This is a genomic window from Mammaliicoccus sp. J-M40 (genome assembly GCF_022386395.1).
Taxonomy (GTDB): Bacteria; Bacillota; Bacilli; order Staphylococcales; family Staphylococcaceae; genus Mammaliicoccus; species Mammaliicoccus lentus.
In genome coordinates, this window is sequence record NZ_JAJNIQ010000003.1 from 294,752 (window position 1) to 320,439 (window position 25,688).

The following is a 25,688-nucleotide window of genomic DNA, read 5'->3' on the forward strand; positions in this document are numbered from 1 at the left end:
AACAAATTCGCTTAATAACTAGCTTTTCTTTTAACATTATAAAAAAGAGGAAATCATCAGTTGGGTTGATGATTTCCTTTTTTAATTTTGGCTATACATTTTAGCTTCCAAATAAATCTCTGACAATTCTTTCGCTTGATTTGCCATCCTGATATTTAAAGTGCTTGTCTAAGAATTTTGGCACCTTTTCTTCTTCAAAGTCTTTGTTATCTAGTGATTCTATCAGTTCTTCGAAGGTTTCTACGATTTTACCAGGCACAAACGTTTCATATGGCTCGTAAAAATCTCTTGAAGTAATATAATCTTCTAAATCAAATGCATAGAATAACATTGGACGTTTGAACACAGCAAATTCATAAACTAGCGAAGAATAATCACTTATTAGAATATCTATGACAAACAGTATGTCATTTACTTCTCTAAAGTCTGATACATCTACAAAATATTTTTTATATTCTCTAGGAATGTTCAGTTTATTCTTCACAAACGGATGCATTTTAAATAAAACAACCGCATTGTTTTCACGACAATAGCGTGCAAAACGAGTTAAGTCAATTTTGAAAAATGGGTAGTGAGCACTTCGATGACCATTTCCTCTAAATGTTGGTGCAAAAAGGATAACTTTTTTCCCTTTAATAATCGGTAATTCATCTTCCATTTCTGCTATAATTTTTTGTTCATAGTCTTTATCAAATAAAATATCCGTTCTTGGTACACCAGTAGGTATAATATATTTTTCTTTAATACCAAATGCTTCACCGTAGTATGGGATATCATTTTCTGATGAAACATAAGCTTTTGTATAGTTTCTATGGTTAGGAGAATTGAAAAAAGGGCCTCCTTTTTTACCTGTACGACTAAATCCGACTGTTTTAAATGCACCCACTGCATGCCATAGTTGAATGATTTCTTGGCTCTTTCTGAATTTAATAGTATAAAGAAGTGGATGATAGTCATCAACAAATATATAATCAGCTTTTCCTAATAAGAATGGAAACCTAAATTTATCAATTAACTTTCTTCTTTCTGTAATATCAGATTTGAAAATCGTATGAATTTTATATTTTTCATCTAATTTTTTATCTAACATTTCATTATAAACAAATTCAAAGTTACCAGACATTTCTGCACGCGAATCTGAAGTAAATAATACTGTGTTCCCTTTTTTTAAGTGAAAGAATTTTGTAATATTAAATATTGTTTTAAAGAAAAAGTTACGTACTTTAAATGATCTTTTGTTATATTTACTTCTGTACTCTTTATATTTAGTTACTATCTTCTTTTCTTTTGGTTTTGGAGCTTGGAATTTAATGTCTAGTACAAACTCGTTAACTTCTCTAGAAATTTTAGGTATTACTTTGTAAGTTGTTTTTTTAGAGTCGCCGCCTCTTTTAAATTCATGCTTAAAGTAGCTTAATAAATAATTATTTTTTCCATTACGCGTTTCTATTTCTTCATAATGCTCTAATTGTTCTTCATCTAATTCATATTTTAATGGGTCTAATAATGTTTCATTAACATTTGCAATATAATCAAATTTACCTTTATAAACAAGCAAATATTGATCAGATGGTAAATAATTCCCATCATCTAATATAGCAACATTAAAACGTGCTATAAAATGATTACCATCTATTTTCACATCATTTGCCTGTAATTCTTTTGTTTCTGTTAAATTTCTAAGAATGAATCCATTACTTACTATTTCTATATCTTCAGCATAACCTTCGATAAAAAGTTGGATTCTTTCCCAATATATATTTACAACTTTTAACTTATACTTACTCAACTTTTCTTTCCACTCCTAAGCTAATCTCAGTCGTTACATTACCCACTTTATAACCGTTTTACCCCAAGAGGTTGACAGGTCAGATTCAAAAGCATCAACTGCATCATTTATAGTTCTTACTTCAAATTCTTGGCCTTTAAGTAAAGATAATTTTTCTATAACGTCTGGATATGTTCTATAAAATTCAGCAATATCTTTAAAATCTTGCGCACCACTTCTACTACTGCCTATCATCGTAATGCCTTTTTCCAACACTAAACGCGTGTTTACTTCAATAGGGTATTCGCTAACACCTAGTAAAGCAATACTGCCTTCTGGTGAAATTAAATTAATAATTTGATCGACTGCAGATTGACTGCCTTTTCCGCCGACACATTCAAAAGCATGATCAATTATTAAATCTTCTGGTACACGGTTAATATAAAATACCTCATCTACAAATGAGAAATGACTTAACTTAAAATCCGTTTTCCCAAACACGTAAATTTTCGCTTCTGGATATAACTTACGTAATAAAATAGATGTTATAAAGCCTAAATTACCGTCTCCCCATATGCCAAAACTGCCTTGTGTTTCTATAGATTTCTTCTGAAATCGTTGTATAGCGTGCCAACTTACAGACACGAGTTCTGAATATGAAACAACACTCAAATCTATATCATCCGGTAATTCAACGATTCTATCATGTTCCATAAAGACATAATCTTGCATAAAACCATCAAAACCACTTGATCTAAATTTACTACTTGGTAAATAGTTTTCACTGATGACTTCGCTTTTTTCAATAGGTGTATTCGGTACCATAATCACTTTCGTCCCGACTTTATACTCGCCTTTGTTATCGTATACAACCTCTCCTACGCCTTCATGTACTAATGACATAGGGAGTTTCTTTTCAAGAACTTGTTCATTACGACTACCAGTATAGTATCGTTGGTCAGCCGCGCAAATTGATAAATATAAAGGTCGTACGATAACTTTATCACTCTTAATATTCTCATTATTATAAGTCACTTCAAATTGACGGGGCGCTACAAGTTGATAAACCTGATTAATCACTCAACATCCCACCTTTAATAATAGAATTGGCAACTTTTAAATCATAAGGTGTTGTAATTTTAATATTGTAAAGTTCCCCATCTACTAATTTCACTTTTTTATTTAAAACAACGAGTATTTTACAAGCATCTGTTAAAATTTTTTTATCTTCATCAGATAAGTTATAGTAACTATTTTTCAATAAATTAATGTTAAACGATTGTGGCGTCTGGCCTTGATACATATGATCTCTTACAGGAATGCTTGAAATATCTTCTTTATTTTCAGATTCGATAATTGTATCTGTTGCAGGAATAACAGTATCAACTGCACCATGTTCAAGAACTAGATCAATGTTCTCTTTAATAATACGTCTTGTTAGGAAAGGACGAACTGCATCATGCGTTACAATAACATCTTCATCCGTTACTGATTTAAACTCTGAAATCGCTGCAATGATATTCATAATTGTTTCATTACGGTCTTCTCCGCCTTTTATTACTTCAACTCTATCGTCGTTAATATTAAATTTATTTAATGTGTCTTTGGTGTGAGAAATCCACTTTTGCGGTGTCGCAATATAGATTTTATCAAACTCTCTTGTTAATAAAAATTTCTCAACTGTATGTATAATGATTGGTTTACCATCAAGATCTAAAAATTGTTTTGGCAAAGGAACGTTTCCCATTCTAGAACCGATTCCACCTGCTAATATTCCAGCATATATCATTTAATTAACCCCCGCTTTTATATATTTTGATGATTTATTAAACTTAAATCCTAATAACCTAAGATTTAAATCTTAGGTTAAAAGCTTACTCCTTTTTGATTTTTTCTTTTATAGTTGAAAGTGCAGTACCTACACTTATACCCATACGCGTAGATTTTCTCTTTAATACTCGTGTTAGGTTATCAATTTGTTTATATTCTTTCTTAATTATTGCTTGTTGTTTTTTTACTTTCTTTCTTAATTCTTTATTCGTTTTATTAGTTTTATTTTCTTTTGACTCAGCTAATTCAGTATATCCAATTAACCTATTTGAAATTTCAATTGGTGATAACTTATTAATAGGTGCTAACATATTAGGTAATTTGATTTTTTCTAATTGTTTATCTAATGGTGGATTATTATAGTATTCATAATTATATATATGATCTAAACCATTTTTATTCAAAAATTCTATAAAGTTATCAAAGTTTCTAGCTTGCACTTTTTCAGGCGCATGAAAGTCAAGTCGCTCTACTAGCTCATCCAATGTTACCCCAGATTTTAATTCGCTCTCTTCTATATGTGTTAAATTATGATATTCAGCTAACTCTTTCATACGTGCATCTTTTGTTAACAGTAAACTAGGAGTGCCTGCAATTGTAGCTGTTATATTACCATGTAGTCTTGCCCCTACTGCAAAATCCATTTCTCCCATAAAATCTATCCATGATTTAGCATTTAAAGGATATCTCACTTTATCTTCTTCATAGTATCTATCATTTATAGTATTAGGATAAAAATCAGTATTTTCACCTAATTTTTGATTACCTAAATATGTCATTTTGAATTCTTTCATCCATTGAGGAATAAAATAATAGTTATCATATTTATCAGTAACACTTGTTATGAATTTCAAAACATGTTCTGGTGAAAGTTTAGAAGAATTTATTGCCACAGTAGAGTTTTCATGAAGATTTAAATCTTTGATTTTTAAATCTCTGCCAAAAGCATACATAGATGGACAGCCTATAACCACATGGTCTACTCCTTCTTTAAATCCAAGTGAAGTTAAGTAATCAGCTGTAATTTGTCCCCTTAAGCCAATTATGTTCGAACGCTCCAATACAGCATTAACAAAATCTTTAACTTCTTTATCAAATGAAAATCCATCTTCAACATTTTTATCTATAGGAGCTTTAACACCTGCACCAATTACAATGACTGGGATATTCAGTTTTTTAAATAATTTTGTATAAGCTTTTAAACTTGCAACAAATGTATCACGAAATGCATCTGCTAATGGGATAATATAAGCATCATAATTTTTATTAATATAATCAGCATCATTTTCGTTTATTCTATATCTATCAGGAACAATTTCTACATTTTCAGTTGTTAAGTTTCTATAAATACTATAGGCGTAAATTAAATTACCTATATTCCCTCCTATTAAATTATTAAGAATCATCTCTTCAGGCGCTTTAATTTCATTTGGAGCTATACCTGAACGTATTAAGTATCTCTTCAAAAACTTCCCCTCCTAAATTATTCACTTATTACATTTTATATCATTAGTTAACAAAAATAAAATGAATTATATATAATTTAAGTAGATATATAAAGTTTTTCATACGTTTTTATAATAACTTAAATATTTAAATACTATACTAATAAAGTTATTCCCTTTTTGAATTTATTGATTTTACTTTAAAAAACCAAAAACGCCATAATGTATCCATTTAGGCGTTTTACTTTTTTACTATTAACTTAAAATTAATTGAGTAAGCTCTGCTGACGTAATATTGCCAAAGTAATATTTTAAGTTTATTTCATCTAACGCTTTAATAAGTTCTGCTTTGACTACTTTTGTGCCTATTAATGCTTCTTCTACTTCTGTGATATCTCCTTGACCAAAGAAATCTCCGTAAATTCGACATTTGGCAATTCGATTTTGTTCTATGGATAATGTTATGTCGACTGTGCCACAATTGAATCGGTCACTGCGATTATATTCATATTTAGGTGAACGTCCGTAGTTCCAATCCCAGTTTTTATATTTTTTCGCTGCAAGTTCATCAATTGCATCCCAATCTTCTGCGCTTAATTCATATCGTTTCGCTTCTTTAATATCATCAATACCCATAATTTGTTCGACCATTAAATTTTTAAATTCGTCTATCGTAACATTTTTATATTTTTCATCTAAGTAATCACGAATATTGCCAACGCGAGCACGTACGGATTTTATACCTTTAGATTCAATTTTTTTACGATTTGGTTTAAGTACATTTACCATTGGCTCATAATCGACATCTAATAATAAAGAATAGCCGCCATATATACGATTGTTAATAAGCGTCATAGCTGCTCCTGATACTTTTTTATCATGAATTGCTAAATCATTACGCCCGCTTTGAATCACTTCTGTAGCTCCTAAATTATGTAGGGCATCGATTGCTGGCTCGTAAAACCTCTGAAAATCTCCATAAATAGAAGTATCTTTTTCAAGAATACAGCACATATTTACAGCACCACGATCAACATATACTGCGCCTCCCCCTGTATCTCGGCGGACAACTTGTATATCATGTTCGTCTACATAATCTTGATTAATTTCTATAGCTGTATTTTGGAAACGGCCAATCTCGACTTTCGGATCACAGTAATATGGAAACAAAATATCATCATCCAAGAAAATATTCTGACTTACATAAACTTGCATTGCTAAGGCTATTGCCCCGTCTGCAATATATTCTCCATTACGAATAGGTTCAATTAAATACATATCATCACTCCTAATTTTGTAAGATTTGTTGTGCATCTGTTATTAAAGTAGAAATGTCTTCTGTTAAATGTATTGTTCTATCTTCTATATTTTTAGGAATGCGATACGCTTTTTTGTTTAAAGTCATATAAACTGCATTTTCGTTATGGCGTGTCATACGTTGGAAAGGATGTTTCACAAATTGAGGTGTTGTGTAACCAATGCCAATTTCTATATAAAGAACTTTGTCATCTTGATGTTTTTCTAAAAATGCATTATACCGATCTAACTGTGCATGAAAGTCAGCATCTTCTACCATACCTACTTGTGCTTTACGTTTATTTATTTCCATAGGTGCATCACATTTCGGACAATGTGGAATGAGGTCCCAAGGGATTTTCATATCTTCTTGTTGTTCTACCATTTGTCTAATTGCATCATCATCTCGATACGTTTGAGCATGACAGTGTTGACTACATTGCCATAAAATATATTTACCTTGGATGTGGAACACTTTATCCATGTCATATTCAGCTATATCAAAAGCATTATCCGCATTAGTTGTTATAATATGGTGTTCTTTATCTTTAAGCATTTCTTTTAATGCAATATATGACTTACCTACAGGTTGATCTATATAATTTAATTTTACAAATCGACTTTCAAAAGCCCAATATTCTTGCCAACTTTCAAAAGGATGTAAACTCGCTTGTAACATATCAAAAAATCCATACTTTTCGATAAAGTCTGGAAAGTTCTTTGTAAAACGATCGCCAATATACGTGAAGCCATCAGAAGCTGACATACCAGCACCAATACCAACTACGACCGCATCCGCTTCTTTAAAAGCTTGAGCAATTACTTCAGCTTGGGTATTGTGGGTTTGGTTCAATGTTAATGCATCCCATGTTTCTTTATTCATGTTGACTGAGTGCCTCCTTATATAATTGGAAATCTTTATCTTTAAAAACATTAAAAATAACTTTTATAGGAGAATTTGTTTCATTTAAATAATTTAACGTTGTTTCGATTGCAATTTTTGTCGCCTCTTCTTGTGAAAATCCAAATACACCAGTTGAAATACAGCAGAATGCTAAATGCTTCAATCCATTTTCATCAGCCAGTTTTAAACAACTTCGATATGATTTCGCAAGCAAGTCTTTATTCATTTGTGAGACAGGTTTTCTTTGAACTTGTGGTCCTACTGTATGAATCACATATTGGGACGGTAAATTATATGCTGACGTAATTTTAGCTTTACCTACGCCTTCTTTTTTACCTTGTTTTTTAATAATTTCATCGCATGCTAAACGAAGCTGTACTCCAGCTTTTGTATGAATAATATTATCAATACAATTATGGTTAGCCTGCATACAACCTAAGAACTTACTATTAGCAGCATTCACAATACCATCTACTGCTAATGTAGTGATATCACCTTGCCATAAATAAATATTTTGGTTTAATTCTGGCTCCAAATCTTCAATATATGTTACATGCTTTTGGTTAAGTTCTGATAAATAAGCATCTTGTACTTGGATAAAAGCATCATCTATTGGTTTAGGGGGACGAACATTTTGGAGTCCGCGATACAGCTCCCACTTACTTCGTCCCTCATCAACAATAGGATTGTCTCCATGTGCTTCATTCCATAAATAAGCTGTGAGATAAGCGAGTCTCTCATCTTGTGTTTGTTTCATTTATGCCTCAGGTAATGCGTTAAATGCAGCTTCGTCTACATTTTCTAATTTAACTAACCAATTTTCTTCAGGTTTTTCAGAGTTTAAAATTGTTGGCTCATCTTCAGCTTTTTTATTACGTTCCACGATTGTACCTGCTAATGGAGATTGTACATCTAACACTGTTTTAGATGCTTCAATACTTACAATTTCATCGTCTACATTTATGTCGTCTGGTCCCATAAATTCTACATAACCTACAGTTCCAATATCATCTTGTAACTCCGGTGTCATTCTAAAAACATATTGATTATTTACTTTCTCTACCCATAAGTAATTCGCTAATTTTTTCATTAAAAATCTTCCTTTCATTTATAAATATATTTCTGATAATAGCTCTAAAGTTCTACATCTCTGTTTAATTCCTGGATGTAATGGTACTAATAAGACTTCATTTGCTTGGAAATCTTCGACAAGTCGATCTATTTTAAGTTTAACTTGTTCTTTCGTCCCTGCAATAACACGTGCACGATGTTGTTCAATCAAATGTTGATCTCGTTCACTTAATTTATATGATTTAGCAGTTTCAATAGATGGAAATCGACTGAATTCAGCAAACTGTTTTTTGCCTAGTAACCATACATCTAATGATTGTAACAAGTCTTCAGCTTCTTGTTCAGTATCTGTAACAATAACAAATGTTGTTATCATAACAGTGGAGCTCATATTTAATGATGTGCGATTAAAAGCTTTGCGATAAGTATCGACACTTTCTTTTGCACTATCAATTTGAGCTTGATTAGGTAATAAAAACGTACCTAACGTCAAGCCTATTCCTTGCTCAGCTGCAATCTGAGCTGATTCAGCACTTGTACAAAGTAGCCACATATCCGAATGATGAGATAAATGAGGTTGAGCAATTAATCCTTTATAGCGCTGACTTTCATCTTGATTCGTAATATAATGACGTATATCTTTGATACTTTGCTCATAATCTAGGAAGTCTGTTTTACCTTCATTCAAAGCACGTTTAACAATCGCAGTTCCTAAATTGCTACCAATGCCTAAATCCGTTCTATTTGGAAACAAACCTTCTAACAATCTAAAGTTTTCTGCTATTTTATACGGGCTATAATGTGGTAACATAACGCCACCAGAGCCTAATTTAATTCGCTTTGTTTCTGATAATAAATGCATCATCATTAATTCAGGACTACTGCAAGCAAACGCTGGCACATCGTGATGCTCTGTTAACCAAAATCTCTTAAAGTTAAGCTTGTCTGCTAACTTAGCCAGTTTCACAGTATCTTGCAAAGCTTCTTCAGCGCTTTTTCCTTCATCTATCACAGCGTAATCCAATACACTTAATTCAACCAAACCATCATCTCCAAGATTACTTACATCACTGCTAAAATCATGTTCGACTATATTATGCATGATGATGTATGAAATATCACATTTATTGCTTAATTCCCTTTTTGTCCAATATATATTATAACTTTTTTATCAGTATTTTGTTAACCATTTATGCAATTATTAAATTTCCAGCATATAAATATTCATTTAGCTATTTGTTTATTGATTATTAAATTTTTCAATGTTAATTTGAAAGTAATGAAAAGCGCGAAAGAGGATGTTATAACATGAATAAATACTCACCTTTATTAGAATCACTTCAATTGCCTAATGGCGTTGTATTATCAAACCGTTTTGTACTTTCACCGATGACAACAAATTCATCTACTAAAGAAGGTCATATTACAGAAGAAGATTTAAATTACGCCAAAAGACGTGCAGATTCAGCACCTTTGCAAGTAACTGGCGCAGCATACATAGAACCTTACGGACAATTATTTGAATATGGATTTAATATTTCTGACGATGCTTGTATACCGGGGTTAACTAAAGTTGCTAAAGCAATGAAAGGTTCAGGCAATAAAGCTATTTTACAACTTGCACACGCAGGTCGTTTTTCTAATCATGCTATTTTAAAATATGGACAAGTTTATGGCCCAAGCCCAATGTCATTAAATTCACCTATTAAACATGAAGTACTAGAAATGTCAGTTTCTAAAATAAATGAAGTAATACAACAATATGCTGACGCAACTTCGCGTGCTATTCAAGCAGGATTTGATGGTGTCGAAATATCTATAGCACAACGTTTACTTATACAGACATTCTTTTCTACATTCTCAAATGAACGAACAGATCAATATGGAAGAAACACATTAGAAAACAGAGCAAGATTCGGATTGGAAGTCATGGAAGCTGTCCAAAAAATAATCGATAAAGAAGCACCTGATGGTTTTATTTTCGGTTATAGAGCGACTCCTGAAGAAACACGAGGAGATAAACTTGGTTATACAATCGATGAATTTAATCAACATTTAGACTGGGTATTAGAAGTTGCAAACATTCATTATTTAGCTATCGCTAGTTGGGGGCGTCATATTTACCAAAATACAACGCGCACACCTGGTAAATATTTTGGCAGAAGAGTAAATCAAGTCGTATATGAACATTTAAGTGGAAGAATACCACTTATCGTTAGTGGAGGTATCAATTCTCCTGAAACAGCTTTAGATGCACTCCAAAATGCAGATATGGTCGGGATGTCTTCACCTTTCGTTACAGAACCTGATTTTGTTCATAAATTAAAAGAAGGCAGACTCGAAGAAATTAATTTAAATGTTACATCAGAAGAACTTGAATCATTAGCAATTCCAAAAGCAGCTTTTAAAGACATCGTACGCATGATGGATTATGGGGAAGGTCTAGAAAAGAAAGCACGAGACGAATTACGAAAGTTAGAAAAGAATTATGATGACTAAATTTCCTTAACAAAAGCTCCTAATTCGTTAAATAAAGTTTAACGAATTAGGAGCTTTTTTGAAAAATAGAGTTTCTTGCCCTCTTATATTCCCCATTTTATTAATGAACTTGAGTATGTCAAACCACCGCCAAAGCCAAATAACAGTAGTGTTTCGCCTTTTTTAATATCTCCTCTGTCTACTGCATCATCTATAGCAAGTGGTATCGTAGCTGAAGATGTATTGCCGTAATAAACTAGACTATGTAGCGTTCGTTCAAATGGATATTCACTTCTCTTACAGATGTTCTGTATCATTTTCAAGTTTGCACTGTGTGGTACAAACCAATCTACATCTTTCAATTCTACATTTGCTTTTTCAGCTACTTTTTCTATTTCTCTTGGTACCATTTTAATTGCCCATTTATACACTTCTTTACCATTTTGATTTACGAAACCGATTTGTTCTAAATCTTTTCCGAACATCGTTTTACTTACATCTGTACAGTATAAACTTTCAGCTAATTTTCCTTCTGAGCCACTTGTGGACGTGATAAAACTTGATTCTTCATCATTTTCTATTAAAAATGCACCCGCGCCATCACCAAATAAAACACATGTATTACGGTCAGAATAATCAGTGATTTTAGATAAAACTTCACCTGCAACGACAATAATTTTATTGTACATACCTGATGATATATATGCATTTGCCATATTAATACCATATACAAATCCTGCGCACGCTGCATTAACATCTATTGCAGCAGCATTTTCAAGACCTAGTCTACCTTGTACATATGAAGCTACACTTGGCGTTCTATAGTCCGGTGTTAAAGTTGAGACAATTATTAAATCCACATCGCTAATGTCTTTATTATATTTCTTTTCTAAATTTTTAATAGCTTCATAACATAAATCAGATGTAAATTCGTCATCTGCTGCTATACGTCGTTCTTTAATACCTGTACGTGAAATAATCCAATCGTCACTTGTTTCAACTAGTTGTTCCATATCTTCGTTTGTTAATACTTTTGATGGCTTATATGAGCCAACAGCTGTAATTTTTGCATGAGTCATCTTTTCCCCACCTCATCTTGATAGAATTCTTATTTTCTTTTTAAAATAATACTTTTGTTATTCATTAAATGATGTGAACTACTTTTTTATTATCGTACTATAAACAACTATACTCCTAGATTTTAAATTAATAAATGGTCATATTATATATTTTTTGTGTATAAAGTATGTTATTTGGTTTTTTCTTTTGCTCTGAATATGATTAAATCAGGATAATACGGGAATTAATAAATGGTCATATAAGTTTAAGGAGGTCACCTTATGAAGGCTATAACAGTTGGATTGATTCCTTCTCCAGATATGCCAAATAAATTGGTTGATAAAGTAATCAATCAACTAGAGGAAACTTTCAAATCTAATATAGATTCAAACGTGGATTGGCACTTTGAACAGGAAGTAGCTCCTATGATTGGCACATCTGAGCATATGGATGAAACACTTGATTTAATAAAAGATAAAAAAAATCAAAACAATTGGGATTATGTTATTTGTGTCACTGATTTACCGAGTATTTCTGGTAAAAAAGCAGTCGTATGTGATATAAACACAGACACACATTCAGCATTTCTTTCTTTACCAGCTCTTGGTGTAATTAATTTAAAGAAGAAATTGAAAAGCTTTCTAGCTTTTGTGCTTAATTACATGTATCGCAAAGAAGACGATGTTGATTTATTAAAAAATAAAGGATTTAAATTTGCTAAAATATCTAAAGTAACACCTAATGAGGACAATTCAACCCAAACTGTACGAATTATAATAGAATCTGCTGCTATAGGTTGGATTCATATTATTGCTGGAATGACTTATGCTAATGAACCATGGTCAGCAATAGGTGATTTCAAAAAGATTATATCTGTTTCATTTGCGACAGGTACGTATGTGTCTATTTTTTCAACGCCTTGGGATTTAAGTATTTCATATGATTATTGGCGTTTTATTTTATTAACGCTTTTATCTTTAATAGGGATGACTGCATGGTTAATTTATTCTTATAAGCTTTGGGAGCATCCTTCTACAAAAACACAAAGGATTTATCGAAATGCTTATAATTTAACAACATTTATGACGGTAGGCTCGATTACTATATTTCACTACCTTTTACTTTTTGTGTTACTCGGGATAAGTGCGTTACTTTTCGTGCCACCTGAGTTATTTACATCATGGACTTCTTTAAATAGCATACACCCAACTTTCATAGACTATGTTAATTTAATTTGGTTCATTACTTCACTAGGCTTTTTAGCAGGAGCTTTAGGTTCAACAGTTGAGAATGCTGAAAAAATTCGTCGCGTAACGTATTCTTACAGACAATACTATCGTTACGAATACATTTCTCAAAGTCAAAGTGAAGATGATAAAGAAAATGAAGAACAATATGAAGGTGAAAAACAATCGCATAGAAAGGAGGAGAAATAAGATGACTAAAAATAAAATGGTCATAGGTATAGTTGCAGCCCCTGGCCTCCCTGAAAATTTAGCTTATCAACTTGAAAATGAACTACCTGAAACTTTGTCTAAATATATAAATTCAGATGTTGAATGGAAAATTAGTTTAACAATCGATCCTTTAACGGGTTCAGCAGAATCTGTTGAACGAATCTATGAAAAAACAAATGACTACAATCATTCTAATGAATGGGCTTATACGATATGTATAACCGATTTACCAGTCTTTCAAGAAAAATATGTTGTAGCTGTCGATATTAATAAAGACACTGGTACAAGTCTTATTTCTCTCCCTTCATACGGTTGGAGACCAATGAAAAAAAGAGCGAAACATACTATCGTTGGCATTATTAAAGAAGTAAATGAGTACAAACATAAAAATAAAAATAAAGAACCAGAAACAAGCCATGAACTGATGAATAGCCAATTTCCTTTATCATCTCTTAAACGTACATCACACTATATAGAAAATACTAAATCAGAACACGTTCAATATTTAGTATCCAATAAAACATTTGGGGCATTTAGATTAATAAGTGGTATGACTTTTGCGAACAACCCGCTCAATATGATGTCTAGTTTAAGTAGTGTTGTGGCAATAGCTTTTACAACTGGAGCATTCGGTATCGTTTTTACAACAATGTGGAATTTAAGTTATGTTTATACAGAGTGGCGATTATTTTGTATGACGATTGTTGCAGTTTTAGGTATGATGATTTGGACAATTGTAGCACATCGTTTGTGGGAGCCTATTAAACAAAGTGAAGATCGTCGCATTACGAGATTGTATAATTTTACAACGGTTTCTACTTTAGCAATTTCATTGATTATTTATTATGTGACGTTATTGATTTTATTCTTAGTAGCCGCCCTTGTTATTTTACCGCCTGATTATCTCGGTCAAACATTGAAGATGGGCAGATCAGCAGACTTCATAACTTTCTTTAACCTTGCATGGTTCGCAGCATCAATTTCTACTGTTGCCGGAGCAATTGGCGCAGGCTTAAATAATGAAGAATTAATACTCGAAAGTACTTATGGCTATAGACAAAAAATGCGTTACAAACGCATCAAAGAATTACGAGAAGAAAAAGAACAACAAGAAGCTGAAATCGAAGAAGAAGACAAAGCAGAGCAACAAGAAAAAAAACAAGACAATAAAGATCAAACAGTCTATAACACGGATTAAAATCAAGAGAAATAAGAGTACCCGTATCAGTACGGTCAGACAACCCTTAGACTCCCTCTATGTAAATTCGTCTATAAATATTAAAATTGTCTCACGTGAAACAGAAATATTAAAAAAAGCCTTAGCTTAAAACCTAATTACATTAGTAGGTTTATAGCTAAGGTTTTTTATGAATTTGATAAATGAATTAATTTATCAGCGTTATCTGTGAAGATACCATCTATTCCCCAATTTGCGAGTTGATTCGCACGGGATGCTTTATTAACAGTCCAAACGTTAATTTCATATCCTGCTTCTTTAATCACACTTATTTTAGATTGCGTTAACTGAGATGAATCTTGAACATTAACAGTTTTAGAATGACAATAATCTAAAATTGTTCTCCAGTCTTCTCTGAAAGATGTTGTCCAGAATAAACAAGCTCGTTTATATTCCGGCATTATTTCATGCGATAACTTGATTAATACAAAATTAAAACTTGAAATAAGAACTTCAAGATTAGAGTTTAACTGAGCTAACTTTTCTTTAACTTGTTTAACCATACTATTGGAAAGTGCAGTTCCATTTGGTCCAGTTACACCTTTTAATTCTACATTCAAATTCATATTATATTCATTTGCTATTTCAATCACATCGTCAAATGTTGGCAAAACTTCATCTTTGAATTTCGAACTATACCAAGATCCGGCAGATGCAGATTTAATGTCACTATAATTATATTGAGTTATTTCCCCGGTCATATTTGTCGTACGATCTAAATAATCATCATGAATAATAATTAATTGTTCATCTTTCGTAATGGCTACATCAAGTTCCAACCATTTTACATCCTCAATTTCGGATGCTGCTTTGAAAGATGCAATCGTATTTTCTGGAGCTTTACTAGGCAGCCCTCTATGTCCATAAACGGTAAGCATTTCTTCACTCCTTAACTATATTGAAGGTTCTATTAATCTACTACCCTCTTTTTTTGTATTTTAGATATAAAGAACGTCCAACACAAGAAATATGAGTCTCTTGTAAAGGTCATTCTATTAGTTGATTAGCGGTTTAAAGCAAGTTATGTATTTTAACAACATCTTAATATTAATTTAACATCCCATTGCTATAATTCGAAGTAATCATACATAGGAGGTTCTTAAAAGATGAAAAGTGGAAGTTTGTTAAAGTTTGTCACAGCAAGTACAGCAAGTGTTATGTTACTCTTACCTGGTTCACAATATGCAGATGCAAGTGGAGCGGGAAAAGCACCTGAGCAAAACAGTTCCCAAGCCCAAAGTAATCAATCTATCAAGATTATGCAAGAAAAACCTCAAGTAGCGCCCGTGCCTACAAATAACAACCCAAATCGTATAATCGCTAATTTTAATGGTGATACAAGAACACAACTGGGTTTTAGTTGGTACACGACAAATAAGTTTAATGATGCAAAAGTATGGATATCAGAAACGGGAGATTTTAGTGACGCGCAAGTAGTTAATTCAAAGCCTAAAAAAGTAAATTCTAAATATGTCGAACGAGATAAAAACGGGAATTTCATTTTTGCTGATGTAGAGAAAGACGATGAAGGCGAAATTATTAAAGATAGTAATGGTAAAGAAAAAATTAATGGCTATTATACTGATGAGAATGCTAGCGGTGCGGAATGGACTAGCGGTGATAAACACGGTAAGTCTGAATTAACTACCGTTCCAGAGTATACATATAAAGCTAAAGCTCAAAATTTAAAGCCGAATACAAAATACTATTATAAAGTTGGTAGTGCGAGTGGTCCACAAAGTGAAGTTGGTCAATTCAAAACATCTGGTAACAGTGGTGATGAATTTAAATTCGTACAGTATACTGATACACAAAATGCTTACTGGAATGAACATGTAAGAAACGAAGCTCAATTCGGTGCTGATACAATTCAACAAGCAATTCAAACAGCAGGAGATCCAAATTTCGCATTACACACAGGTGATTTTGTTGAAACTGCTGAAGTCGAAGATGAATGGGTAGATTTATACGAGCGCTCAAGACCTTCATTTTTATCTGTTCCAGTCGCTTCTGCTCCAGGAAATCACGATGAATATGCTTTAAGTGAAGACGATGACAAATTATTAGGTCAATTTAACAAACACATGAACGTGCCAAAAGAAAATAATGCAGTAAATGGTGGTTCTTATTACTCATTTGATTACAACGGTGCACACATGGTTGTAGCAAATACAAATGACAACAAAAAATCTAAAGATAATCCTGATGAAAAAGCAATCGGCAAAGAACAAATGGATTGGATTAAAAAAGATATTAAGCAAGCAAAACAAAACGGTGCAAAATGGATTATTTTAAACCTGCATAAACCAATGTATTCAAAATCTTATCATGCACTATCCGATGAAGATGTTAATAAAATTAGAAATGAACTGACAAAAGAGATTGATGAATTAGATGTGGATTTAGTATTACAAGGTCACGATCATGTTTTATCACGAACTAAACCATTGGAGCATACTTCTACTAAAAATAGTTTTGTAAACGCAAAACCTGAAGATGCACCACAAGTTTTAGGAAAAGACCATGTAGAATATTATGATAATCCAAATGGTTCAGTCTATGTGTTGCCAAACACAGGTGGTACAAAAGCTTATGATGCTATTTATGATCGTTCATTAGAACACATTAAAAAAGTACGTCCTGAATTAGGAGATTTAACACAACAACAATTAGATCATTACAACAGCTTGTTCGCACTTGGCAATCAACCACATAAATCTAAAGCTTTTGATACTAGTCATGAAAATAATCGCGATTCATCCGAGCAAAACTTCTCAGTTTACGAAGTATCAGGAAACAAACTTAAAGTGAAAATTTATCAACTATACGGAGATATTAGCAAAGGAGAACAACGTGAAGTAAAATTAGTCGACGAATTTGGTATTTTGAAAAATAAGCAAAATAAATAGTTATGAATGAATTGGGAGTGGGACAGAAATCTTATTTTGATAAAAAGATTTCGTAGTCCCACCCCCTTATACATAAAGGAGTTTATTTATGAAAGCAATATTCAAATACATTTTTCTTACAATTAGCATCGTCGTTTTTACCGTCGGTTGTAGTAGCCAAAGCCAATCTCAACAACACGTTAAATCAGCACATACAACTCAAGCCCAAAAAACAGATATTAATTCATCAGATAAGAAAAAAATTAAAAAATCTATCATGAAATCATTAGATAAATATGCTCAAGAACAATCTTTAGCAATCTCTAATCGTTATTTGAGCTTCGGTGATTATGCTACTGGTGATGCATATACACTTACAGATGATGGTGAAATTCAAGTTAGTGATAAAGGCAAACCAGGCAAAAAAGCATTTGATATACACAATGTTGTTGGGGCTGTCTCATATCATTCAAGTAATGGCACAACTGGGTTTGATAAAGCAGCAGAAAATTTATCTAATATTGAAGGCTATCAAAATGTAGCAAATATGAATAAGCCTATTACAAAATATTTGTTTGCTGATAATGGTAAAGTTTATGCACACACATTTAATTCAGAAGATGACATTACTCTTTCAACAGGGTTCGCAGCAAAAGATCATAATGACAAAGATCCAAACTTAAAACCTAACTTCATTTTCAAAGAAATAAAAAATGAGACCTTAACAGAAGATTGGAAAAAAATTCTAAATAATAAATGATATTAAAAGGAATTTTTACACTTTATCACTCATATAAAAAGCTTATCTTTTGGTCGTAACCAATAAGATAAGCTTTTTACTGTTTTATTCAATTGTTTTTGTTTCTGATAGCTTCTTATACCAATATGCGCTTTTCTTTGGGTATCTTTCTTGTGTATCAAAGTCTACGTAGAATAATCCATATCTTTTTTCATAACCGTTTGACCAAGAAAACACATCCATTAATGACCAGATAAAATACCCTTTAACATTTGCACCATCTGCTATAGCGTCTGATATTACTTCTAAATGTTTCTTAACATAATCAATACGAGCATCATCATAAACTGTATTATCTTCAAATTTATCTTTATACCCTAGACCATTTTCCGTAATATAAATTTTCTTATAGTTTGGATAATCTGCTTTCACTCTCATAATTTGATCATAAAGTCCTTTAGGATATATCATCCAATCCCAATCCGTGCGTGGTACATCTACATCAAACTCACGTTGCCCTATACCTTTAAGTTGATATTTAGATCCACCTTTATTGCCTTTCGAATTATGTGTAATTTCAGATTCACCGTCAAATGCTTTCATCCAATCACTCATATAATAATTGATACCTAAGAAGTCATTTAAGTCTTTTGAATCATTTAATATTTTTAAATCTTCATCGCGAATATCAAGTTCTCCTCCATTGACTTCAAGTATGTGCTGAACACCTTGCATTGTTTTGTCTGAGTACTCGCCCAAGTATGTTGCATCTAAAATAAATTTATTATGGATAATATCTTCAAGTTCCGCTGCTCTCACATCTTCAGGGTTACTTGGATCATATGGATATTTAGTAGGAAGTGCATGAACAATACCAATTTCTCCTTTATACCCTTTTTCTTTAAATATTTTAATTGCTCTTGCGTGCGCTATCATCATATTGTGATGAGATTGAAATACTTTTTCGAAATCATATTTAATACCTGGAGGGAATTTACCTACTAAGTATTGACCATCTCCTATAGGTCCAATTTCATTAAATGTAGTCCAATAATTCACTTCTTCAAATTCATTAAAGCAAAAATCTGCATATTCAACGAAATAATCAATATTTTGACGGTTTAAAAAGTCTCCGTCAGAATGTAACGTTTCAGGTGTATCAAAGTGATGAAGCGTTACAAACGGTTCTACATTTCTTTTTTGACATTCTTTAAATAAATTATGATAATATTCAACACCTTTAGAATTCACTTCACCGTATCCATCTGGAAAAATTCTTGACCATGCTATCGAAATTCTAATTCCATTAACTCCAAATTTTTCACTAAGCTCTAAATCTACTGGATAACGATTATAAAAATCACTTGCTGGCTCTGCCGTATACCAATAATTCTCTTCTAAATAAGTGTCCCAAGCTACTCTTCCTTTTCCATCTGTTTGAGTTGCTCCTTCAGCTTGATATGCTGCAGTTGCGCCACCAAAAATAAAATCCTCAGGTAATTTTTTCATATATATCTCTATTCCCTTCTAATTATTGAATTGATTTTTTACAAACTCTAATGCGCCTTTACCATCACGCGTTAATTTAATGTATTCTGCACCTTCTGTTTTTGCTAATTTAAGACCTAATCTATCAACGTCTTGTTTAATATCTTCGTAGTTTGAAGCTACTTGTGGTGCAAGAACGATTAAATCATAGTCTTTCATAATGTCCATATGAGCACCATAACTTCCAGCTGCTGCCGTAACGTGTGCTCCAAATTCTTTAGCTGCTTTGTTTAAAGCGTTAGCAAGTAATCCACTCGTACCGCCACCTGCGCATAATACTAATACGTTTTTGGCTTCATCGTTGCTTAAGTCATTATTACTTTGTTCTTCATCATATTCTTGAGTTTCATTATTATTAGAACTACTTATAATACTATCAGCTTTACTTGTATCAAAATTTTCCTTAACTTTATCTTGTAGATTCTCAGATTGATTGAGTCCAGAAATTTCTTCTTCAACAATTTGTCTATCGTACACTCTAAGGAATGGGTAATAAATAATAATATCTACTATCACTAAAGTAATCGCTAAAATAAAGGACCATACTCCTAATCCTGTTCCCATCACAATTCCGAGAGGCGCTGGCGTTGTCCATGGAAGGTTAACACTAAAACTATGCATACCAACTAAATCAACAAATATTTTAAAAATCCATACGTTTGCTATTGGCGCTAATATGAATGGTATGAAGAACACAGGGTTCAACACTAATGGTGCACCAAAGAGAATAGGCTCATTCACTCCAAAGAATGTAGGTACTACAGATGCTCTTCCAATCGCTTTATTACGCTTAGATTTAGCTAGCCACATAAACATGAATGGCACGACTAAAGTAGCACCTGTTCCACCCATAGTTGCAATAAACATTTGTGTTCCAGAAGTTATGATTTTGTCTGCATGAGCACCAGAACTTAATAATTGATAGTTCGTTTCAATATTAGCATAAGTTATAGCAGCTATTGCCGGTTCCACTATTGAAGGACCATGAATTCCAACGAACCAAAATAATGCAAAAGCTCCAAATATAATAGTAATACCGACATAGCCGTCTGCTGCCGTAAATAATGGTGCGAAGAACTTGATGATAGCGTGAGCAACATTTGATCCTAATGCTGCTCTACTTAGTAAATCAAAACCATATAACACTAAAATAACTAAAGCGAATGGGATAATATCTTTAAATACTTGTGAAATATTTGGTGGAACTTCTTCGGGCATTTTTATCGTGACGTTTTTCTTAACACAAATGTTATATATTATAACTGTAACGAATGCAGATAAAAATGCTGTTAATAAACCTTTAGTACCTAGAAACTCACTCGCAAATCCGCCCTCTTTTATCGAATCAGAAGCTAAAAATAAAAAGCCACAAATCGATGCTAACATAGTAGATATAAAGTTAATTTGCTTTGTATTTTCTAATCTTCGGTTATACGAATCGGTTAAAGATTTAGCAGTAGTACCCGCAACTAACAATGCTACAATACCCATCGTGTATTGATAAGGCTTCATAAGTGCATCTTCAATACTCTTGCTCCATGTAAAACCAAATACGTTTGGTACATAAGCTATTAATAAGAAAATACTTGAAAATAAAATTACAGGCATTGCTGAAATAAAACCATCACGGATAGCTCTTAAATAAATATTTCGAGAAATTTTTTCAAAAAGTGGCTTAGCTTTTTCAATTTGTGCGATAAGTGCTTCCATAATTATCAGCTCCCTCTTTTATATAGTTCAACGATATGCTTCATCATATCTTTCAGAAGCAGAGTAGTCATAAGGTGGTCTTGACCATGCATCATCGTTACACTATATGCAATGTCTTCGCCAGATGCTTCTTTAGCTAGCAAATCAGTTTGTGCATTATGAGCACTTACAATACATTGATTAGCTCCTTCTATTAATTGTTCTGCTTCATTGAAATCCCCTTGTTGTGCAGCGTTTAATGCTTCTAGTAATTTTGATCTAGCGTCTCCTGCATAAGCGACTATTTCAAAACCTAACATTGTTGTTTCTTCACGATTCATGGTTAACACTCCTTTAATTCGTTCTTATAATTTCTCCTTAACTGAAAAAGCTGTTTGTTTAATCACATTATTCAATGCATTAATATTATTAAAACCTTCTGTTTGCAACCATTTTCTAGCCGCTTCTTCCCCTTTTTCTATGTAAATAGGTACGACTCCTGCCCAAGTTGCTCGTCCACAAAGTACACCATTGAATTTAGCACCTGATGCATGTGCAAATTCCAATGTTTCTTGGAATAATTTTGCAGATACACCTGCACTTAAATAAATGTATGGAAGGTTTGTTGAATCTTCTTGTTCTCTAAAATATTGCATAGCTTCTTCTTTCGTATATACAATTTCACTTTCTCCAAATCCTTCAACGTAATTCATGTTTACAGGAACTTCTACTTTTAATACATCCACATTAAATCTCTCTTCTGAGAATACTTTCATAGCGCCATTAACCTTTCTAGGTTTAACTTTAGCGAATTCAACACTTCCGTTATCAGGAATATTATCGTCATAAGTTAATACTTCTAAGAAAAATGGAATATTTTCAGCTACACACTCAGAACCAATCCTTTCTATATATGCCTTTTTCTTAATATTGATACTTTCAGAATCATCAATGTCATAATATAGAAGGAATTTAACAGCATCTGCACCTTGCTCTTTAATCCTTTTAACTGACCAATCTTCTAAACAATCTGGCAATCGCCCTTTAGTGTTCACATCATAGCCTGTTTTTTCATAAGCTAATAATAATCCTGATTCACTATTACGTACTTTAGAAGCTGGTAAACCATATTCTGGATCTAGCAATATTGAAGAAGCATATTCTGTTAAAGCTTCAGAAACTAATGTCTTTAAATTTTCTATTTGCTCTAAAGTTGGTTCTGTATCTTGATACTTAGCCATCATACGTTTTAAAGCGCCTCGTTGATCGAACGCTAAAGCTGATATGATACCTTTCTCATCGCTTAAACGCCTTAATTGTTCAAATTTATGATCTATTTTATTCATTTGTTCACACCTCAATAATTTTGATTTTGTTATAAAGGTCATCGTAGTTCTTTAAATTGATATAACCCGTAACTGTTTCTTGTGCGTTTAACATACCTAGAGTATTTGCCTTTTTAAGTATTTCTTCATTCGTTGCTTTATTAATTAAAGCAGACGCAAAACCAGCTATCATTGAATCGCCTGAACCAACAGGATTCACAACTTGGATTTTAGGTATGTCCACTTTGTAATATTTATCTTTATGTTTAGCGAATACACCATTTGAACCTAAAGACACAACAACCCATTCGATATTTTTAAATATTGGATTCGATACTGCTTGTTTCAATGAATCAATATTTTCATTTATTTGTTCTCCAAGTAATTCAGCGATTTCATCGATATTCGGTTTAATCAACAATGGTTTATATTGACCTCTCAATACTTCTGTAAGCGCTTTATTAGAACAGTCTAAAATTGCTGGAACAGAGTGTTTATCACAGGTCTTTATTAAACTTGAATAAAAATTTGGTTCCACGCCTTTAGGTAAACTTCCGGATATCACAGCAACGTCAGATTTACTCACGAGTTCTTCAAAATGTTCATTAAAGCTTTCTATTTCTTCAGTACTAATAGTAGGTCCACCTTCAAGTATTTCTGTTTGGTTTCCTTCGTGTAATATAGCGATACAATTTCTTGTATTGCCTTGAATTTCAAAAAAGTGATTTGCTATATTATGATCATTCAAAGATTGTTCAAGAAATTCTCCGAGTTTACCACCTTTTAAACCAGAAGCCACAACTTGTTCATTTAACTGGTTTAAAACTCTCGTTACATTTAAACCTTTTCCACCAGCGGTTTTATTCAATTTATTTGTTCTATTAACATGATTGATTGATAAATTATCCAATTGATATGATATGTCTACTGAAGGATTCATCGTAATCGTTAAAATCATAATAATATTCCTTTAATCATGATATTCACCTTTATCCCACTTCTCTAAAAATTCATCAAAGAAATGAGCGTCTGTTTGGCTTTCACTTTGACCTTCTAAATATTTAATTTTAGAAATAAGCTTTTTATTCTCTTCTGTAGGTTTATATTCAGCTTCAATAAAAGCTTCAATAATATCGCACATTAATAATTCACCAATGATTTTGCCTCCAAATCCAATCACGTTCGCATTTAATTCTTCTTTAGCATAAATAGCAGAAGTCATATCTCTTACTAGAGCAGAACGTACACCTGGAACTTTATTAACAGCATTATTTATACCAACGCCAGTCCCACATATACATACACCCAAATCTGCTTCTCCAGTTGTTACTGCTTCTCCGACCTTTTTTCCGTAAATAGGATAATGTGTTCTCGCAAAATCATAAGTACCACAATCAATCACTTCATGACCAAGCGTTTTTAAAAATTGTGAAACTGCCATTTTTGTATCTGTAACAATATGATCACAACCAATTGCAATCTTCATCTATATTTCCTCCTCATTTAGCACATTTTATTTAACATATCGACACGAATTTGATGTCTTCCACCATCATATTTAGCGTTAATAAACTCTTGAACAATGTTAATTGCGAGTTGTTCTCCAACAATTTCTGAACCTATCGTAATCATTCTCGAATTATTATGTTCCCTTGTCATATATGCTGATCTTTCTTCGGAAACTTCAGCAGCAATCATGCCTTTAATTTTTGTTGCTACCATGAAACTGCCTGCTCCGTATGCATCTATTGCAATACCTAAATTTTCTTCATTTGTTTGAACTTCTTTAACAACAGCTAAGGTCGCATCTACGAAGTCAACATCATTACCTTCTGTAGCATCTACAACTTTATAATTGTTTTTCAATAAATATTGTTTGATACGTGATTTTAGATTTTTCCCATGCTCATCTGAACCAATTACGACATTCATTCAAATCTCCCTTTCTATTTGTTTATTTCATGTTACTTTAAACAATATAAACGCTTACAAAATGATTATGTTTAGATTATAAACTTAAACGAACATATAATCAACATTTATTGTTCGATTTTGTTTAAATAATATAAAAAAGACAAAATCTGTTTAGATTTTGTCTTTTATCGTTTAGTTCTTGTTTATATAATGACTTCTGTATAATCTGCTATTATTTTATTTTTGTCTTCGTCTTTACCATCAGTTATGACACCGTTTAATGACTTCAAATCACAAAATGAAACGAAATCTTCTTTTCCTATTTTTGATGAGTCAACGAGCAAATATTTCTCTATAGAATTTCTAAGCGCTAATTTTTGAGTGTATGCTTCTTCATGTGAAGATGTCATAACATCCATTCCTTTTACGCCATTAGCGCTGAAGAACATTTTACTAAATCTCATTGTTTCTAATGCACTATTCGTCATATCTCCTGCAAATGATTCTGTAATTTCTCTCATTTCTCCACCAATTAAATAGACCTTGAAATATTCATTTTTCTTTTTAAACAAAATATTAAATACAGGCAAACAGTTTGTTATAACTGATAAATTTTTATTATGAATTTCTTCCGCTAATAATTCTACAGTTGTACCTGGCCCTAAAAACACTGTGTTTCCTTCTTCAATAAGAGTAGCTGCCTTTTTAGCTATTTGTTTTTTCTCTGCAATATATTGTGTATGTTTCTCTTTATGTGACATTTCTTTATATTGAAATGCTGAGTTACTTCTTGCCCCACCATGTATTTTGGTTAATATGCCTTGTTCATCTAATTCAGCTAAATCCCGTCTTATTGTCATATCAGAAACATTGAGTTCTTCAACTATTTCAGCAATTCTTATTGATCCTTTTCGATTAACTAAGTCAGTTATTTCGTCTAATCTATCATATTTATTCAATTCTTATGACCCCCTTTATATTATTGTTCGTTTTACAATAAAGTTGTTTGAAAAAGAAACATTTACTTATTAATATATCAG

General features: G+C 32.3%; 24 protein-coding genes. 5 read left to right on the top strand and 19 right to left on the bottom strand.

Features of this window, described 5'->3' with window-relative positions:
* Positions 1-100: 100 nt before the first annotated feature.
* The 9 genes from tarL to LQ688_RS05935 all read right to left on the bottom strand — a co-directional run bounded on the left by tarL (position 101) and on the right by LQ688_RS05935 (position 9,356).
* Complete coding sequence (gene tarL / locus LQ688_RS05895; protein ID WP_064211378.1) at positions 101-1,789, bottom strand: teichoic acid ribitol-phosphate polymerase TarL; 1,689 nt, start codon at positions 1,787-1,789, stop codon at positions 101-103.
* A gap of 33 nt (positions 1,790-1,822) precedes the next feature.
* Entirely contained in the window at positions 1,823-2,848 is a 1,026-nt protein-coding gene (locus LQ688_RS05900; protein ID WP_064204395.1) for an alcohol dehydrogenase catalytic domain-containing protein, read from the bottom strand.
* Positions 2,841-3,557 carry a D-ribitol-5-phosphate cytidylyltransferase gene (locus tag LQ688_RS05905; RefSeq protein WP_064204394.1) on the bottom strand — a complete coding sequence of 239 codons (717 nt, stop codon included), beginning with the start codon at positions 3,555-3,557 and terminating at the stop codon, positions 2,841-2,843. Before LQ688_RS05905 ends, LQ688_RS05900 begins: the two co-directional genes overlap by 8 nt.
* A gap of 85 nt (positions 3,558-3,642) precedes the next feature.
* Entirely contained in the window at positions 3,643-5,064 is a 1,422-nt protein-coding gene (locus tag LQ688_RS05910) for a polysaccharide pyruvyl transferase family protein (protein WP_064211379.1), read from the bottom strand.
* Between the two features lie 234 nt (positions 5,065-5,298).
* Positions 5,299-6,321 (bottom strand): lipoate--protein ligase, encoded by a 1,023-nt coding sequence (lplA, locus tag LQ688_RS05915; RefSeq protein ID WP_064211380.1) that lies wholly within the window; start codon positions 6,319-6,321, stop codon positions 5,299-5,301.
* Positions 6,322-6,331: 10 nt separating this feature from the next.
* Positions 6,332-7,222, bottom strand: a complete 891-nt coding sequence (locus LQ688_RS05920; RefSeq protein ID WP_216683594.1) for an SIR2 family NAD-dependent protein deacylase — start codon at positions 7,220-7,222, stop codon at positions 6,332-6,334.
* The gene (locus LQ688_RS05925; RefSeq protein WP_239752676.1) at positions 7,215-8,000 is read right to left on the bottom strand and encodes a protein-ADP-ribose hydrolase; all 786 of its coding nucleotides are present in this window, start codon (positions 7,998-8,000) and stop codon (positions 7,215-7,217) included. Before LQ688_RS05925 ends, LQ688_RS05920 begins: the two co-directional genes overlap by 8 nt.
* A complete protein-coding gene (locus LQ688_RS05930) occupies positions 8,001-8,333 on the bottom strand; it encodes a glycine cleavage system H family protein (RefSeq protein WP_064204389.1) in 333 nt (110 codons plus the stop codon). It abuts the gene before it with no gap.
* 18 nt (positions 8,334-8,351) lie between these two features.
* On the bottom strand, positions 8,352-9,356 hold the full coding sequence (locus LQ688_RS05935; RefSeq protein ID WP_194200371.1) for an LLM class flavin-dependent oxidoreductase: 1,005 nt from the start codon (positions 9,354-9,356) through the stop codon (positions 8,352-8,354).
* A 266-nt stretch (positions 9,357-9,622) separates the two neighbouring features.
* On the opposite strand from LQ688_RS05935, the gene LQ688_RS05940 reads away from it, so the two are divergent.
* Positions 9,623-10,813 (top strand): NADH-dependent flavin oxidoreductase, encoded by a 1,191-nt coding sequence (locus LQ688_RS05940; RefSeq protein ID WP_239724351.1) that lies wholly within the window; start codon positions 9,623-9,625, stop codon positions 10,811-10,813.
* A gap of 83 nt (positions 10,814-10,896) precedes the next feature.
* Here LQ688_RS05940 and LQ688_RS05945 read toward each other — a convergent pair whose 3' ends face one another.
* Entirely contained in the window at positions 10,897-11,871 is a 975-nt protein-coding gene (locus LQ688_RS05945) for a ketoacyl-ACP synthase III (protein WP_064211384.1), read from the bottom strand.
* Positions 11,872-12,132: 261 nt separating this feature from the next.
* On the opposite strand from LQ688_RS05945, the gene LQ688_RS05950 reads away from it, so the two are divergent.
* Both LQ688_RS05950 and LQ688_RS05955 read left to right on the top strand, forming a co-directional pair.
* On the top strand, positions 12,133-13,287 hold the full coding sequence (locus LQ688_RS05950; protein ID WP_239724353.1) for a hypothetical protein: 1,155 nt from the start codon (positions 12,133-12,135) through the stop codon (positions 13,285-13,287).
* Position 13,288: 1 nt separating this feature from the next.
* On the top strand, positions 13,289-14,506 hold the full coding sequence (locus LQ688_RS05955; RefSeq protein ID WP_239752678.1) for a 5,10-methylene-tetrahydrofolate dehydrogenase: 1,218 nt from the start codon (positions 13,289-13,291) through the stop codon (positions 14,504-14,506).
* A 167-nt stretch (positions 14,507-14,673) separates the two neighbouring features.
* On the opposite strand, the gene LQ688_RS05960 is transcribed toward LQ688_RS05955, so the two are convergent.
* The gene (locus LQ688_RS05960; RefSeq protein WP_064204384.1) at positions 14,674-15,423 is read right to left on the bottom strand and encodes a glycerophosphoryl diester phosphodiesterase; all 750 of its coding nucleotides are present in this window, start codon (positions 15,421-15,423) and stop codon (positions 14,674-14,676) included.
* A 279-nt stretch (positions 15,424-15,702) separates the two neighbouring features.
* Here LQ688_RS05960 and LQ688_RS05965 point away from each other — a divergent pair, with 279 nt between their 5' ends.
* Complete coding sequence (locus tag LQ688_RS05965; protein WP_481817069.1) at positions 15,703-17,454, top strand: purple acid phosphatase family protein; 1,752 nt, start codon at positions 15,703-15,705, stop codon at positions 17,452-17,454.
* A gap of 88 nt (positions 17,455-17,542) precedes the next feature.
* Positions 17,543-18,193: a hypothetical protein gene (locus LQ688_RS05970; protein WP_239724359.1), complete on the top strand. Its 651-nt coding sequence runs from the start codon at positions 17,543-17,545 to the stop codon at positions 18,191-18,193.
* Positions 18,194-18,277: 84 nt separating this feature from the next.
* On the opposite strand, the gene lacG is transcribed toward LQ688_RS05970, so the two are convergent.
* The 8 genes from lacG to LQ688_RS06010 form a co-directional block, all read right to left on the bottom strand.
* The gene (gene lacG / locus LQ688_RS05975) at positions 18,278-19,681 is read right to left on the bottom strand and encodes a 6-phospho-beta-galactosidase (protein WP_064204381.1); all 1,404 of its coding nucleotides are present in this window, start codon (positions 19,679-19,681) and stop codon (positions 18,278-18,280) included.
* Between the two features lie 18 nt (positions 19,682-19,699).
* Positions 19,700-21,433: a lactose-specific PTS transporter subunit EIIC gene (locus tag LQ688_RS05980; RefSeq protein ID WP_239724364.1), complete on the bottom strand. Its 1,734-nt coding sequence runs from the start codon at positions 21,431-21,433 to the stop codon at positions 19,700-19,702.
* Between the two features lie 2 nt (positions 21,434-21,435).
* Positions 21,436-21,750, bottom strand: coding sequence for a PTS lactose/cellobiose transporter subunit IIA (locus LQ688_RS05985; protein WP_016998946.1), 315 nt, complete (start codon positions 21,748-21,750; stop codon positions 21,436-21,438).
* A 24-nt stretch (positions 21,751-21,774) separates the two neighbouring features.
* Positions 21,775-22,755: a tagatose-bisphosphate aldolase gene (lacD, locus tag LQ688_RS05990; RefSeq protein ID WP_239724360.1), complete on the bottom strand. Its 981-nt coding sequence runs from the start codon at positions 22,753-22,755 to the stop codon at positions 21,775-21,777.
* Between the two features lie 4 nt (positions 22,756-22,759).
* The gene (locus LQ688_RS05995) at positions 22,760-23,692 is read right to left on the bottom strand and encodes a tagatose-6-phosphate kinase (RefSeq protein ID WP_016998944.1); all 933 of its coding nucleotides are present in this window, start codon (positions 23,690-23,692) and stop codon (positions 22,760-22,762) included.
* A gap of 12 nt (positions 23,693-23,704) precedes the next feature.
* A complete protein-coding gene (gene lacB / locus LQ688_RS06000; RefSeq protein WP_064204377.1) occupies positions 23,705-24,220 on the bottom strand; it encodes a galactose-6-phosphate isomerase subunit LacB in 516 nt (171 codons plus the stop codon).
* 17 nt (positions 24,221-24,237) lie between these two features.
* A complete protein-coding gene (gene lacA, locus LQ688_RS06005; RefSeq protein WP_016998942.1) occupies positions 24,238-24,666 on the bottom strand; it encodes a galactose-6-phosphate isomerase subunit LacA in 429 nt (142 codons plus the stop codon).
* 185 nt (positions 24,667-24,851) lie between these two features.
* The gene (locus LQ688_RS06010) at positions 24,852-25,607 is read right to left on the bottom strand and encodes a DeoR/GlpR family DNA-binding transcription regulator (RefSeq protein ID WP_135032093.1); all 756 of its coding nucleotides are present in this window, start codon (positions 25,605-25,607) and stop codon (positions 24,852-24,854) included.
* Positions 25,608-25,688 lie beyond the last annotated feature (81 nt).

Bases quoted from the DNA above. Each gene is read 5' to 3' on its own strand.
- lplA (WP_064211380.1), bottom strand. From the start codon at position 6,321: ATGTATTTAATTGAACCTATTCGTAATGGAGAATATATTGCAGACGGG.
- LQ688_RS05970 (WP_239724359.1), top strand. From the start codon at position 17,543: ATGAAAGCAATATTCAAATACATTTTTCTTACAATTAGCATCGTCGTT.
- LQ688_RS05945 (WP_064211384.1), bottom strand. From the start codon at position 11,871: ATGACTCATGCAAAAATTACAGCTGTTGGCTCATATAAGCCATCAAAA.
- LQ688_RS05920 (WP_216683594.1), bottom strand. From the start codon at position 7,222: ATGAATAAAGAAACATGGGATGCATTAACATTGAACCAAACCCACAAT.
- lacD (WP_239724360.1), bottom strand. From the start codon at position 22,755: ATGAATAAAATAGATCATAAATTTGAACAATTAAGGCGTTTAAGCGAT.
- LQ688_RS05905 (WP_064204394.1), bottom strand. From the start codon at position 3,557: ATGATATATGCTGGAATATTAGCAGGTGGAATCGGTTCTAGAATGGGA.
- LQ688_RS05940 (WP_239724351.1), top strand. From the start codon at position 9,623: ATGAATAAATACTCACCTTTATTAGAATCACTTCAATTGCCTAATGGC.
- LQ688_RS05960 (WP_064204384.1), bottom strand. From the start codon at position 15,423: ATGCTTACCGTTTATGGACATAGAGGGCTGCCTAGTAAAGCTCCAGAA.
- lacA (WP_016998942.1), bottom strand. From the start codon at position 24,666: ATGAATGTCGTAATTGGTTCAGATGAGCATGGGAAAAATCTAAAATCA.
- LQ688_RS05995 (WP_016998944.1), bottom strand. From the start codon at position 23,692: ATGATTTTAACGATTACGATGAATCCTTCAGTAGACATATCATATCAA.
- LQ688_RS05925 (WP_239752676.1), bottom strand. From the start codon at position 8,000: ATGAAACAAACACAAGATGAGAGACTCGCTTATCTCACAGCTTATTTA.
- lacB (WP_064204377.1), bottom strand. From the start codon at position 24,220: ATGAAGATTGCAATTGGTTGTGATCATATTGTTACAGATACAAAAATG.
- LQ688_RS05985 (WP_016998946.1), bottom strand. From the start codon at position 21,750: ATGAATCGTGAAGAAACAACAATGTTAGGTTTTGAAATAGTCGCTTAT.
- LQ688_RS05950 (WP_239724353.1), top strand. From the start codon at position 12,133: ATGAAGGCTATAACAGTTGGATTGATTCCTTCTCCAGATATGCCAAAT.
- LQ688_RS05965 (WP_481817069.1), top strand. From the start codon at position 15,703: ATGTTACTCTTACCTGGTTCACAATATGCAGATGCAAGTGGAGCGGGA.
- LQ688_RS05955 (WP_239752678.1), top strand. From the start codon at position 13,289: ATGACTAAAAATAAAATGGTCATAGGTATAGTTGCAGCCCCTGGCCTC.
- lacG (WP_064204381.1), bottom strand. From the start codon at position 19,681: ATGAAAAAATTACCTGAGGATTTTATTTTTGGTGGCGCAACTGCAGCA.
- LQ688_RS05930 (WP_064204389.1), bottom strand. From the start codon at position 8,333: ATGAAAAAATTAGCGAATTACTTATGGGTAGAGAAAGTAAATAATCAA.